Consider the following 13,799-nt stretch of genomic DNA (forward strand, 5'->3'; position numbering starts at 1 on the left):
AAGGAATTGAGGTGAGTGTATGACACAAAAGAAAGAAGAGCGCTTAATTGAGTTGTACGAAAAAGGAATCTTGACCAAGGAAGAGGCACGTGCCTGTTTCAAGGAAATGAATCAAGAGCCAGACTTTCTTTTTGTGGAAGAAAAAGCAAAATTGACGTTTACTTTGCCAAATTTTAAGGTATTTGCTTCTTCAAAGTTGAAACAGGCTTACAGCTTTGAAGGAATCGAATCACTTTTTCTCCAATTGTCAGAAGGTCGATTGATCTTGACAAAGTCAAAGACTGGTCGGGTTGATGTTGAAATTGTCTACAATCAAGGAACGCCAGAAGATAAACTCCCTCGGATTTATGTAGAAAATAAGGGGCTATATTTTACTAGTCCTCACTCCTGCCACTTGTTTATTTATTTGCCTCAGGAATGGATGTCGGTTCTAGATTTAGATTTAGGGCAGGCAGATGCGCGTATGGATTATCTGCCATTTGAGGATATTTCTATCCGTAGTTCAAGGGATAAAAAACAACAGGATATTCGCTTGACAACTTGTGGTGGTTATCCGCAGCATCTCTATGTCCAATTAGCTCAGGCTCCTCTAACTTTGCAGACTGGCAAAGATCAAGGTATCCGTGGTCAGATTGAATCCAGTTCTGGTCAGATTCTTGTTAATCGGAAAAGAAAGACTAGTCCTTATCGGTTTGAAAAGTCTGGTAGAGACCTGCTCTTTATAAAGGCACAAACAGGGGAGAGTGCGTTTTATGTGAAAGGAATAAAAGATGTTAATTGAATTGTATAAACTGAGGCAGGGGAAGGTCTTATCCGGTGTTTTTGCTGGACTAGCTCATAAGTTTGGTTGGGATGTTTGGTTGGCGAGGGTTATTTTTCTTGTCGGTCTTTTTCTAGGTAGAATCCCGCTCATATTGATTGGTCTTTACATTGCAGCAGCTTATTTTTTACCCTATAAAGAAGATCGGGATGCGGATCGCTACGGGACAGGTCCACGTAAGATCAAGAAAGCAGAAAAAATAGATAAATCATGGTTTGAATAGCAAAAAGTGAGGTTGGGTAATCCAGCCTCACTTTTAGAGTTCGTATTGCTATCCTAGCGTAGAGGTTGATTGGCTTTAAGAGTTTAGTCAACTATTAAAGGTTGGAGATAGGAACTGTAAAGCGTATCTCGGCAATTTGTGTTTCCCATCCCAAATCTGACCGAAGCAATGGTGTATATGGTTGAAAATACGAACTTTTTTCTATCTGTCAAATATTTTTCTATTTTCATGTTTTAGACGAATTGGGATGACTGACAATAAGCTCTAGTTCTCCCGTGAAGGTCCATTTAGTCACATTAGCAGGCAGGATAAAGTGGCTTCCTTTTTTCAGCGAGTAGCTAGTGTTGCCAACTTGAATGGTTCCTTGCCCCCCAATAACGCTGACCAACAAGTAAGGGACGGTCTGCTCCATGGTTACTCTATCCTTAATCAACCATTTATAAACTGTGAAAAATGGACTAGAAACCAAAAGGGTAGAGTCTAGGGTATCCAATGAGAGACGAGCTGGTGTCGCATTAGCGACGCAACCAATTGTCAAAACATCAATAGACTTGTCAATATGAAGCTCACGCAGATTGCCAGCTTCGTCACGACGGTCGAAGTCATAAACTCGATAGGTAGTATCGCTAGATTGCTGGGTCTCTAAAATCATAATCCCTTTACCGATAGCATGCATCGTACCGCTTGGAACAAAGAAGAAGTCACCCGTTTTTACTGGTATACGGGTCAAGAGTTGTTCCCAGTTCTCTTCATCAATAAGTTGTTTGAGTTCCTCTTTTGATTGAGCATTATGACCGTAGATAATTTCAGCTCCTTCATCGGCTTCTAGGATGTACCAACATTCTGTTTTTCCCAATTCTCCCTCATGGGTCAAGCCATAGGCATCATCCGGATGCACCTGCACACTGAGCCAGTCATTGGCATCAAGAATTTTCGTCAGTAAAGGAAAAACTGGATCACTTGGATGGCCGAACAAGTGTTTTTCATTTTTATAGAGGTCATCAAGCCCTCTTCCTTTATAGCAACCATTTGAAATAGTTGTCACACCGTTGGGATGGGCAGAGATTGCCCAGCACTCACCAGTCTTCTCACTTGGAATATCATAGTCGTAATTGGTTTTTAAACGATTCCCACCCCAAATTTTTTCGTGCATGACAGGTGTTAGAAATAATGGTTCCATGGTCTTCTCCTTGCTCTATCTTTTATATATAGAGTATAACAGATTTACGAAAAATATGTAGGGAAAGAAAGTGCTTGTCTTGCATATTCAGAACATTTCTAACATTGAGAAGGTTGAGGTAAAGTTCCTTTTGCTAAAATAGGGACTTGTTTTTCCTTGAAGCCAAGGCTTGTGGTATAATAGAATAAAACGGAAAGTGAGGGAACAGATGACCGTTTACGTGAAAGATTTGGTCAATAATCTGCGTATTGAATGTGCCTACAGCACGGAAGAATTGCTTCAAAAGCAAATTACTACAGCAGATATTACACGACCAGGCTTGGAAATGACAGGCTATTTTGATTATTACGCTCCAGAGAGAATTCAGTTGATGGGGATGAAGGAGTGGTCCTACTTGATGGCCATGACAGCTCATAACCGCTATCAGGTTCTCTCTCAAATGTTTCAGCCAGAAACACCTGTCATCATTGTTGCGCGTGGTTTGGAAATACCAGAGGAGATGTATAAGGCTGCTAAGGAAAAGAAAATTGCCATCTGTCGCAGCAAGACAGCTACCAGTCGTCTATCGGGAGAGTTGTCCTCTTATCTGGATAGTCGCTTGGCTCAACGAACCAGTGTTCATGGTGTTTTGATGGATATTTATGGTATGGGCGTCCTAATCCAAGGAGATTCCGGTATTGGTAAGAGTGAAACCGGTCTTGAATTAGTCAAGCGTGGCCATCGTTTGGTGGCAGATGACCGTGTAGATGTTTATGCTAAAGATGATGTGACGCTTTTGGGGGAGCCGGCAGAAATTCTGCGCCACTTGCTAGAAATCCGTGGAGTCGGTATCATCGACATCATGAGCTTGTATGGGGCTAGTGCTGTCAAGGATTCATCAGAAGTTCAATTAGCTGTCTATCTAGAAAACTTTGAAGCTGATAAGGTTTTTGACCGCTTAGGTAACTCAGGAGATACTATTGAAATTGCTGGTATTGTTGTTCCACAAATTCGCATTCCTGTAAAGACCGGTCGAAACATCTCAGTGGTTATTGAGGCAGCGGCTATGAACCATCGTGCCAAGCTGATGGGAGTTGACGCAACGAAAATTTTTGAAGAACGTCTGTCTAATTTGATTGCACATAATAGGGAGGAAGGTTAGTATGAATCCTATTGCCATTAAATTAGGTCCAGTCGAAATTCGGTGGTATGCTATCTGTATTTTACTTGGTCTGATTTTAGGTATCTATTTAGCAGCAAAGGAAGCACCGCGTAAGAAGATCCGTCAAGATGACATTTTGGATTTTATCCTAATCGCCTTTCCTTTATCTATCATTGGAGCTAGGCTTTATTATGTAGCCTTTTCATGGAGTGAATATAAGGACAATCTTTTATCTATCTTTGCTGTCTGGAACGGAGGCATTGCCATCTATGGTGGTTTGATTACAGGTGCCATCGTATTGTACTTTTTTTCCCGACATAGATTTATCGAAACGCTAGATTTTCTAGATGTCGTTGCACCTTCAGTAATGCTTGCTCAGGCGATTGGCCGTTGGGGAAATTTTTTCAATCAAGAAGCCTATGGTAAGGCAGTAGACAGTTTGAACTATTTGCCGGGTTTCATCAGGGATCAGATGTACATTGATGGGGCTTATCGCCAGCCGACCTTTTTGTTTGAGTCCTTATGGAATGTGTTCGGCTTTGCCTTAATCTGTATCTTACGCAGACGATCCAAGTTACTCAAACAGGGAGAAATTACAGCTTTTTATCTCATCTGGTATGGTTGCGGTCGCCTTTTGATTGAAGGCCTGCGGACAGATAGTCTGATGTTTTTAGGAGTTCGTGTTTCCCAGTGGGTATCAGGTCTTTTAATTCTGGTCGGTATTGTGATGGTTTTAGTGCGGAGGAGGAAGTCCTCCATCCCATTTTATCAACCTTAAAAGGAGAAGGATATGATTATTGAAGTTTCCATTTTGATGATTGCCTTGTCGATTGTGGCAGTGGCGGTTTACCTTGTTTTACTGTTGAAAAAGTTGGGAGCGGTGACGGATGAAGCGCAGCAAACACTGAAAGTCCTGACCAGCGATGTCAATGTTACGCTTTACCAAACCAACGAACTTCTAGCCAAAACCAATGTTCTGGTGGAAGATGTCAATGGTAAGGTGTCCACTTTAGATCCTCTTTTTGTAGCAGTGGCGGATTTGTCAACTTCTGTATCAGACTTGAATGCTTCGGCTCGTGATTTGACGGTAAAGGCTAAGTCTGCTGGTGCAAGTACGGTAAAAGCAGGCGGTGTTCTCTCTGTCCTGTCAACTCTCTCATCTCTCTTAGGTAAGAAAGGAGAAAAAAATGGTAAGAAAATCTAGTAGTGTATGGACCAGTCTTTTGTTAGGAGCAGCTGGTGGTGCAGCGGCTGCGGCTTTTCTAGCAACGAAAAGTGGTAAAGCAGTCAAAGAAAAAGTCGTCAATTTTGCCAATGTTTATAAAGAAAATCATGAAGAAATCAATGCTGATTTGGTCAGTAAGGCTCAGGACTTTGGCAAACAAGCGACAGAACGTTTTGCTGAAGTGAAGACCCAACTAGAAACTGGGGAATTGACATTAGAAGATCTAGTCAAGTCTGGCAAAGATAGAACGTTGGAAACTTTGGGACAACTCAAGGAAAAAATAACTGAACAAAATTTATCCACAACAGATATTTTAGAAGCTATCAAGACTAAAACAAAAGTCTCAGCAGTTGATGGAGCAGGAGATATTGAAGAGGCTATCGTAGTGTCAGAAGATATTGAAATTGCCATTGATGATGTGGTAGTGGCTCCTGTGCCTAAGGAAGCTCCAGAAGCCAAGTCAGAAATTGTACTAGAAAAAAGTGAAGAGCTATAGGGCTTCCTGTTAGCTGAGGATATCGAACAAAACTAGCTTAGAAAATGTATCTAGGCTAGTTTTTCTTATAATATTTTAGTTGGCATTAAAGATTGTAGTTTTTATGATCCAATATTATATTCAGTTTATTTTTTACCAGCAACAATGGTCAAGGGTATACTTCAACTTCAAGCAGGGTGAGTTAACGGAGTAATAAAAGGTAAAATGCAAATACCACAAAAGCCCATTAGAGTAAATCTAAGGGCTTTTGTCTATCTTGAGAGAGTATTATTCTCTCAAGTTGTTTTGTTTACGAAAGTTGTTATGCCTATTTCCTCTTTCGGTAAATCGCTTGAGCACTGATAGTCGCGGCAAGTGCTAGTCCGACAAACGTCAGTCCTAGTCCGCTGAGACTTCCTGTTGATGGCAGTGGAGTCGATTTTTTCTTCTTAGGAGGAGTGGTTGGCTTGTAGGTGTTGGTAATAGTGATATTTCCATTTTCAACTTTTCCTACAGATGCTGTGTATCCATCAACCACTGAAACCTCTTTGACCGTATAGACAATATCTTTCTGGTTTGCTTTCTTGTCAAGTCCTGTCCAAGTATGCGTCCACTTGTTATCGGCAGTCAGGGTTACAGGTTCGCCCAACTTTTCACCGTTGGCATAGAGTTGAACTTGGATAGATCCAGGACGTTTACCATCTTGATTATTGTTATCCTTCCAGACCTTGGTAACAGTGAGACTCGTCTGACCAGGTGTGTAACTGTTGGTAATGTTGTGACCATCAATGGTTGTTGTATAGTTATCAACGGCATTCTCAGTTACAGTGTAGATAATTTCCTTCCCGTTAGCGTACTTCGGTAGGTTAGTAAAGGTATAAGTCCAATTCGTATCGGCAGAGACTTTCTGACTTTGAACGACTTCACCGTCTGCCAAGAGGTTTACGGTAATAGATTTCGGACGTTTACCATCTTGGTCGTTGTTATCGTTCCAGGTCTTAGTCCCTGCAACTTCCGTTGTTTCTGGAGTATGGGTGTTGGTGATGGTAGTTCCTTCTACAGATGAGGTATACCCGTTTGGTGTGTTCGCCTCTTCCACAGTGTAGGTAATTTTCTTGCCATTTTTGTATTCAGGTAAGTCTGTGAATGTGTAGTTCCAATCACCGTTGGCATCTGGTTTGATGGTTGTTGTAGAAACTACCTGACCATCTGCCAGAAGGTTGACGATAATAGAAGTTGGGCGTAGACCATCTTGGTTGTCCTTATCTTTCCACACCTTGTTTACCTTGACAGAGGTTGTACTTGGTGTGTAACTGTTTGTGATATTGTAGCCATCCACCTTCATCTCATACCCGTCTACTTTTTCTTCTGAAACAGTATAGACGATTTCTTTTCCGTTAGCGTATTTCGGTAGGTCGGTGAAGGTATACTTCCAGTCGTTTTCAGCAGTGACTTGTTGGCTCTTGATGACCTTACCATCCGCCAAGAGGTTTACGGTGATAGATTTCGGACGTTTACCGTCTTGGTCGTTGTTGTCGTTCCAGGTCTTAGCACCTGCAACTTCCGTTGTTTCTGGAGTATGGGTGTTGGTGATATTGGTTCCTTCTACCGTTGTTTCGTATCCCTCTACCTTTTCTTCTGAAACAGTATAGATAATTTCCTTCCCGTTAGCGTACTTCGGTAGGTTAGTAAAGGTATAAGTCCAATTCGTATCGGCAGAGACTTTCTGACTTTGAACGACCTCACCGTTAGCCAAGAGGTTGACAGTGATGGATTTTGGACGTTTACCGTCTTGGTCATTGTTGTCATTCCAGGTCTTAGCACCTGAAACTTGCGTTGTTTCTGGAGTATGGGTGTTGGTGATGGTAAAGTTATTGGTTGATGTTTGAGTTACTTTTGAAGTATAGCCATCAATAGCAGTGACTTCTTTGACGGTGTAGACGATGTCTTTTTTGTTTGCTTTCTTGGCAAGCCCTGTCCAGGTTGCTTTCCAGTTGTTCTCTTCAGAAAGGGTTTGGCTCTGTCCAGTGGCAACACCGTCTGCGTAGAGTTCTAGTTTGATTTCCCTGCGCAGTCCGTCTTGGTTGTTGTTGTCTTCCCAAACTTTTGTGGCAGTGACACTTGTTTCTCCCGGTGTGTAGCTGTTAGTGATATTGTAGCCATCATAGGTTGTAGTGTAATCTGCGACTGCTTTTTCACTAATCGTGTAGGTAATGGCAGCTCCATTTTTCTTAGCAGGTAGGTTTGAGAACTTGTAAGCCCAGTTGTCGTCTGCGGTGACGATTTTGCTTGCGACCGGTTGACCGTCTGCCAAGAGGTTGACGGTAATGGATTTTGGACGTTTACCATCTTGGTCGTTGTTATCGTTCCAAGTCTTGGTACCTGCAACTTCTGTTGTTTCTGGAGTATGGGTGTTGGTGATGGTAGTTCCTTCTACCGTTGTTTCGTATCCCTCTACCTTTTCTTCTGAAACGGTGTAAGTGATTTTCTTGCCATTTTTGTATTCAGGCAAGTCTGTGAAGGTGTGGCTCCAATCGCCATCAGCACTTGGTGTGATCGTTTCCGTCTTAACAACTTCACCGTCCGCCAAGAGGTTGACGGTAATGGAAGTTGGGCGCAGACCATCTTGGTTGTCCTTATCTTTCCACACCTTGTTTACCTTGATAGAGGTTGTACTTGGTTTATAGGTATTGGTAATGGTGACATTTCCATTTTCAACAGTTCCTACAGTAGTGGTGTATCCCTCTACTTTTGAGACTTCTTTGACGGTGTAGACGATGTCTTTTTTGTTTGCCTTCTTAGCAAGTCCTGTCCAAGTATGTGTCCACTTGTTATCAGCAGTCAGGGTTACAGGTTCGCCCAACTTTTCACCGTTAGCATAGAGTTGAACTTGGATAGCTTCAGGACGTTTACCGTCTTGATTGTCCTTGTCATCCCAAGCCTTGGTTACTGTGAGGCTGGTTTGACCAGGTGTGTAACTATTGGTGATATTGTACTTATCGTAGGTTGTGGTGTAGCCTTCAACAGCGTTTTCTGTCACGGTATAGACGATTTCTTTTCCGTTAGCGTACTTCGGTAGGTCAGTGAAGGTGTACTTCCAGTCGTTTTCGGCAGTGACTTGTTGGCTCTTGATGACCTTACCATCAGCCAAGAGGTTTACGGTGATAGACTGTGGACGTTTACCGTCTTGGTCTTCGTTATCCACCCAAGTCTTAGTACCTGAAACTTGCGTTGTTTCTGGAGTATGGGTGTTGGTGATGTTGGTTCCTTCCACCTTCATCTCATACCCGTCTACCTTTTCTTCTGAAACAGTGTAGACGATTTCTTTTCCGTTAGCGTACTTCGGTAGGTCGGTGAAAGTATACTTCCAGTTGTTTTCAGCAGTGACTTTTTGAGTCTTAAATGGTTTGCCATCAGCTAAGAGGTTTACGGTAATGGATTTTGATCGTTTACCGTCTTGGTCGTTGTTGTCGTTCCAAGTCTTAGTACCTGAAACTTCTGTTGTTTCTGGAGTATGGGTGTTGGTGATGTTAGTTCCTTCCACCTTCGTCTCATACCCATCTACCTTCACCTCTTCCACAGTATAGACGATTTCTTTTCCGTTAGCGTACTTCGGTAGGTCGGTGAAAGTATACTCCCAGTTGTTAGCTGCTGTTACCTCTTGGGATTGAACGACTTTGCCATCAGCCAAGAGGTTTACGGTGATAGATTTCGGACGTTTACCGTCTTGGTCGTTGTTATCGTTCCAAGTCTTAGTTACTGGTACAGATACTTTTTCAATGTTGGTATTTGTCACAGTAAAGCCAGAAGCCATGTCGCCTGTCACTTCAGATTGGTAGTTTTCGATCGCATCTTCTTTGATGGTGTACTTGATTTCTTTGCCATCTGCGTGAAACTTGCGTAGGTCATTAAATGTTGCTTTCCAACTGTTTGAAGCGTTGAGAGTAGCTGTTTTTCCGGTGTCTGCATCATCTGCGTAGAGACGGACTGTAGCGGAATCTTTTGCAGGGCCAATCCATTTCTTGTCAACGCTTACTGATGTTTTAATTGGCTTGTTTGTGATGGTTTGGATGGTCGCTTTTCCATCAGCGACAGAGACGGTTGTTTCTTCTGGATTTAGTTCAAATCCATTCGGTGCTGTCAGTTCTTTGATTTTGTACTGACCTGCGACTAATTTTTCTGTCACAGCTTCGCCTTGAGCATTTGTAGTGACTTCGTATTCTTTGCCATTCGCAACATTGGTGATTTTAAACTTGGCATTGGCAAGTTTTGTCTCTTGATTTTCAGCATCGACTTTGATGATTTTAATCTTGTTGGTCAAGTCACCAGAACCTGTACCACCAGATGAGGAATTGATATAGGAAGCAGAGTGTTCAGCAAGCACCTTGTCTTTAGAAGTGAGCTTAACATTGTTTTTTATAACGGTATCCGGTGTATAAGATGTTTGATAAGTAAAATAGTACTGTTGGTTACTTATATTTCCTAAATTTACTGTAACAGTCCGATCATCATTTGAAAAGGAAATCTTATCACTGCTAATGGTTTCAAGGACTTTTATTGGGTTACCTACTGAGTCAAACTCTACCCTTTGTAATCTGAAAGTATCTTTGATAAATTTCTCTGGAGAATTAAGTGCTAATGTATCAGAAAAAACAGTGTCATCTGGGAAGCTTCCCTTTTCATGGTTGATACGACCTTCCCATTGTACACGATTTCCACCGATCTCTTTTGACCATTTATTCAACTTTTCATTTTTAAGATCTGTTGGGCCATTTGGTCTAACCTTAATGGTGTGGACTTTTCCACTTACAGTTATAGAAAATGTGTTTTCTTCATTCCGGCGAACTTTTGAGTTAACAAAATTGGCTGCTAGTTGCATTGAGCCTTTGACATTATATTTGTTCTGTACATAATCGGTAAAAGTCGCTCTTACTTTTCCACCACCATCAGGATTTGGTGTTACATGGGCGTTGGCAACGACACTTCCATCAGGTGCATGTAGCGGAAAATCAACTGCCGCAGAATTGGTCGGAAACCTCATTGCGTCAGGCAGTGTGACCTCGAAATAATCTCCTTTGCGTAATTCTGCGCCATGTCCACTGGCATCCCAGTCCAGCGCTAGATAGAACCTACCATTGTAAAAAACATTATCTGTTTCTTCGCCATTAGGTGTTCTAAGCACCTTGAGTGATGTTATAGTAGTCTCTACTTCTTTTGGAGCTTCCTCCGCCAAGGCAGTACTGGCAGGGGCAAAGACCTGAAACAGCAAGCAGAATAACATTACTATCGTCTTAAATCGACTTTTTAATCCTGTTTTCATCTTTAAATTTTCCTCTTTTCTTTGACGTTTATCTATCTCCAATTTGAGAATCAGCCCGAATACGAATCATGACCACCTCTTCCTTATTTTATTCAGGAAAAATGCTTTTTTTTTTAGCATTTACGATAAAATTTTACCACTTAAACTACAGGAAGTTAAGAACAATCGGTTGACACCGTGTGGACTTGTTTTGGGGGTTTAAAATTCTAAAAAAAAAGGCTATATATGGTCTATTGAGGAAGGGAGATTATAGAAAAAGATTGAATGACTAGGGTGACTGGAGATAGTATCTGGAAAGGATTAAGGAGGGAAATATGGAAGAATATGAAAACCTCAATATATTTGCACATGGTTAAAATAATTGACTATAGTTGTTTTTCTGTTAAAATAGTAAAAAATATTGACTAATGTGATAGGGAAATCCATGAGAGTTACCCTTATCTCAAGGATTGTAGCTTATAGCTGTTAGCAGTGTGGAAAAATATAAATCTTAGATTAGATCTATTACCTATAAAGGGTGGTAATTTGGGAGAGATGATTGTCTTTACAAGGAGAACAAGAATGATAAAATTACACAAGCGCAGTAAGACCTACGCTCGGATCTTCGATCAACAAATTGGGCTGTATGAAGGTTATGCCCGAAAGCATGGACTCCATGCCAAGTGCCTATCGATTCTCATGTGGATTTATTACAATCCTGAAGGTGTGACTCAGAATTGGGTTAGCAAGAAAACCTATTCCAGTAAGCAAGTTGTCAATGCAACCATCAAAAAGTTTCAGGAGAGAGGTTGGGTTTTCTTGGAGGAAAATCCGGCAGATAAGCGCCACAAGCGGGTTAAGCTGACAGAGGAGGGGCGAATGTTTGCCAATCAGATTTTACATCCGCTAGAAGAAGCCGAACAGCAGGCCTTGTCCAAACTCAGTCAAAAAGAGCAAGAACTTTTGCTTCAGTTGACACAATGCTATAGTCAGAATCTTGCTCAAATATTATTAGGAGGGGAAAATGATTGATTATCAAAATATATCTTTAGTTTGTAAAGCTAGTGGTCCAATCTTGAAAAACTTAACTTTCACTATCCAAGAGGGAGAATTTTTTGTCTTGATTGGTCCCAGTGGGAGTGGAAAGACAACAACTCTGAAATTGATTAACCGTTTGATTGAACAAACTGACGGTGATATTCTTTTTCAAGACAAGTCATTAAAAGATTATAATTTGCGAGATTTGCGTCTTGAGACAGGCTATGTCCTCCAGCAAATTGCCCTTTTTCCAAACATGACTGTGGCAGAAAATATTGCTCTTATTCCTGAAATGAAGGGAATGGACAAGACTGAAACCTTGGTTAAAATCAGAGAACTCTTGTCTAAGGTCGGCCTGGATCCGGGTAGCTATCTAAATCGTCTACCCAAGGATCTATCCGGAGGGGAGCGACAGCGAATTGGCATTTTGCGAGCTATTATTGCCAATCCTAAGGTTCTGCTTATGGACGAACCGTTTTCTGCTCTTGATCCCATTAGTAAGACCCAGTTGCAGGACTTGATTAAGGATCTACATGAGGAGTATAAGATGACGACTGTCTTTGTCACTCATGATATGGATGAGGCAATTAAGTTAGCTGATCGCATTTGCTTGATGCAGGATGGTCAAGTGGTGCAGTTGGGAACTCCTGATGAGTTAAGAAATCAGCCAACTAACGACTTTGTCAAGGAATTTATCAAGACTAGAGGAGGTGCATGATGAATTTGGTTGAAACCTTTCTAGAGCGCAGGGAGGAGTGGCTATCAGCTCTCTTTGAACATTTGCGAATTTCCCTGTTAGCTTTGATTATCGCGATTGCGATTGCTGTTCCGTTGGGTTTAATTTTGTCAAATAAGAAACGACTGACTGAATGGAGCTTGCAGATTACAGGGATTTTTCAAACGATTCCTTCGCTAGCTCTTCTTGGTCTTTTCATTCCTTTTATGGGAATTGGTACTCTGCCTGCGGTGGTTGCTCTAGTCATCTATGCTGTTTTCCCTATTTTGCAGGGAACTTTGACAGGTCTTGCTGAGATTGATCCTTACCTGGAAGAGGCTGCTACAGCTTTTGGAATGACGAAATGGGAGAAGTTGAAGAAGTTCAAACTAGCCTTGGCCATGCCCATTCTTATGTCAGGTATTCGGACAGCTTCCATTATGATTATCGGAACAGCAACCTTGGCAGCCTTGGTCGGTGCAGGTGGGCTGGGATCCTTTATTCTTCTGGGGATCGATCGTAATGATTCGGCTCTGATATTGATTGGTGCGATTTCGTCAGCTAGTTTGGCGGTTCTCTTTGGTTATGGAATTCGACTATTGCAGGATAGAAGTCCCAAAACAATTTTGCTGGCTCTACTAGTAACGTTATTTGCTGTGGGCGCTAGCTATGTGCCTATGTTAAACAAACCATCTAAACAGATTGTGATTGCCGGAAAACTCGGTGCGGAGCCAGAAATTCTCATCAATATGTACAAGATATTGATCGAGAATCATACAGATATTGGTGTAGAGATTAAGCCTAATTTTGGAAAGACTAGCTTCCTTTATGAAGCTCTAAAGTCGGGGAGTATTGATATTTACCCCGAGTTTACAGGGACTATTACGACTACTCTTTTATCCACTCCGCCGACAGGTCTATCTAATAATCCTCAAGAGGTTTACGAATACGCTCGAGAGGCTATTTTAAAGCAAGACGGATTAGTTTACCTCAAACCAATGAATTTCCAAAATACCTATGCTTTGGCGGTGACGAAGGATTATGCCAAGGAAAATAGCATTGAGAAGATTTCTGATTTAGCAAAGGTTCAGCAGACAGCGCTTGCAGGATTTTCTCTAGAGTTTAATGACCGTAAAGATGGGAATGTTGGTCTGAAAAATTTATATGGTCTAAATTTGAATGTGAGGACCATGGAGCCAGCCTTGCGTTATCAAGCAATCGCCAATCAAAATGTACAAATTATAGATGTCTACTCAACGGACAGTCAGATTATCAGAAACAACCTCAAGGTATTGGAGGATGATAAACAACTCTTTCCGCCGTATCAGGTAGCTCCGCTATTATCAAAGGCGACTATGAAAAAATACCCTGAGTTGGCGAAGGTTCTTGGTCAGCTAGCAGGTAAAATCTCAACTGAAGAAATGACTCGGATGAATCATGCGGTTGATGTGGAGGGCAAGTCAGCAGCCCAAGTAGCGCGTGAATATTTGGAAAAAGAAAAGTTATTGAAGTAGGAAGAACAGTATATTCAGGCAACAAGAAAATGTGAGAAAGCTTTGTCTGAGTTGTATTCATGACGGAGAAAATCAGAAGTTTTCAGATAATTATATGGCTACTAGTTATAGTACGGTGTTTCTGATGAAAAGGGAAGATTCGTAGTTTTCTTTGAAGACTTGTTCAAAC

11 protein-coding genes are annotated in these 13,799 nt (G+C 41.5%); 9 read left to right on the top strand and 2 right to left on the bottom strand.

Going from position 1 to position 13,799, the window contains the following annotated elements; translation table 11 throughout:
• Positions 1–19 precede the first annotated feature (19 nt).
• Positions 20–781: a hypothetical protein gene (locus SR187_RS02625; RefSeq protein ID WP_024531609.1), complete on the top strand. Its 762-nt coding sequence runs from the start codon at positions 20–22 to the stop codon at positions 779–781.
• Positions 771–1,043, top strand: a complete 273-nt coding sequence (locus tag SR187_RS02630; protein WP_120171416.1) for a PspC domain-containing protein — start codon at positions 771–773, stop codon at positions 1,041–1,043. Before SR187_RS02625 ends, SR187_RS02630 begins: the two co-directional genes overlap by 11 nt.
• A 226-nt stretch (positions 1,044–1,269) precedes the next feature.
• Here SR187_RS02630 and manA read toward each other — a convergent pair whose 3' ends face one another.
• Positions 1,270–2,223, bottom strand: coding sequence for a mannose-6-phosphate isomerase, class I (manA, locus tag SR187_RS02635; protein WP_120171417.1), 954 nt, complete (start codon positions 2,221–2,223; stop codon positions 1,270–1,272).
• Positions 2,224–2,431: 208 nt separating this feature from the next.
• Between manA and hprK the strand changes: the two genes are divergently transcribed.
• Genes hprK through SR187_RS02655 form a run of 4 tightly spaced genes read left to right on the top strand, consistent with a single transcriptional unit; the run spans position 2,432 to position 5,085 of the window.
• Positions 2,432–3,364: an HPr(Ser) kinase/phosphatase gene (hprK, locus tag SR187_RS02640; RefSeq protein ID WP_024531612.1), complete on the top strand. Its 933-nt coding sequence runs from the start codon at positions 2,432–2,434 to the stop codon at positions 3,362–3,364.
• Between the two features lies 1 nt (position 3,365).
• Positions 3,366–4,142 (top strand): prolipoprotein diacylglyceryl transferase, encoded by a 777-nt coding sequence (gene lgt / locus SR187_RS02645; protein ID WP_120171418.1) that lies wholly within the window; start codon positions 3,366–3,368, stop codon positions 4,140–4,142.
• 12 nt (positions 4,143–4,154) lie between these two features.
• Positions 4,155–4,568 (top strand): DUF948 domain-containing protein, encoded by a 414-nt coding sequence (locus tag SR187_RS02650; RefSeq protein ID WP_120171419.1) that lies wholly within the window; start codon positions 4,155–4,157, stop codon positions 4,566–4,568.
• Complete coding sequence (locus SR187_RS02655; protein ID WP_120171420.1) at positions 4,552–5,085, top strand: YtxH domain-containing protein; 534 nt, start codon at positions 4,552–4,554, stop codon at positions 5,083–5,085. Before SR187_RS02650 ends, SR187_RS02655 begins: the two co-directional genes overlap by 17 nt.
• Positions 5,086–5,392: 307 nt before the next feature.
• On the opposite strand, the gene SR187_RS02660 is transcribed toward SR187_RS02655, so the two are convergent.
• Positions 5,393–10,384, bottom strand: coding sequence for a Cna B-type domain-containing protein (locus SR187_RS02660; RefSeq protein WP_120171421.1), 4,992 nt, complete (start codon positions 10,382–10,384; stop codon positions 5,393–5,395).
• Between the two features lie 561 nt (positions 10,385–10,945).
• On the opposite strand from SR187_RS02660, the gene SR187_RS02665 reads away from it, so the two are divergent.
• Genes SR187_RS02665 through SR187_RS02675 form a run of 3 tightly spaced genes read left to right on the top strand, consistent with a single transcriptional unit; the run spans position 10,946 to position 13,630 of the window.
• Positions 10,946–11,395: a MarR family winged helix-turn-helix transcriptional regulator gene (locus SR187_RS02665; protein ID WP_024531677.1), complete on the top strand. Its 450-nt coding sequence runs from the start codon at positions 10,946–10,948 to the stop codon at positions 11,393–11,395.
• Positions 11,388–12,119 (top strand): ATP-binding cassette domain-containing protein, encoded by a 732-nt coding sequence (locus SR187_RS02670; protein ID WP_024531676.1) that lies wholly within the window; start codon positions 11,388–11,390, stop codon positions 12,117–12,119. Before SR187_RS02665 ends, SR187_RS02670 begins: the two co-directional genes overlap by 8 nt.
• Positions 12,116–13,630: an ABC transporter permease/substrate-binding protein gene (locus SR187_RS02675; RefSeq protein ID WP_194215549.1), complete on the top strand. Its 1,515-nt coding sequence runs from the start codon at positions 12,116–12,118 to the stop codon at positions 13,628–13,630. The genes SR187_RS02670 and SR187_RS02675 overlap by 4 nt, the downstream gene beginning before the upstream one ends.
• The last annotated feature ends 169 nt before the right edge of the window (positions 13,631–13,799 follow it).

It is taken from the genome of Streptococcus ruminantium (genome assembly GCF_003609975.1).
Lineage (GTDB): Bacteria > Bacillota > Bacilli > Lactobacillales > Streptococcaceae > Streptococcus > Streptococcus ruminantium.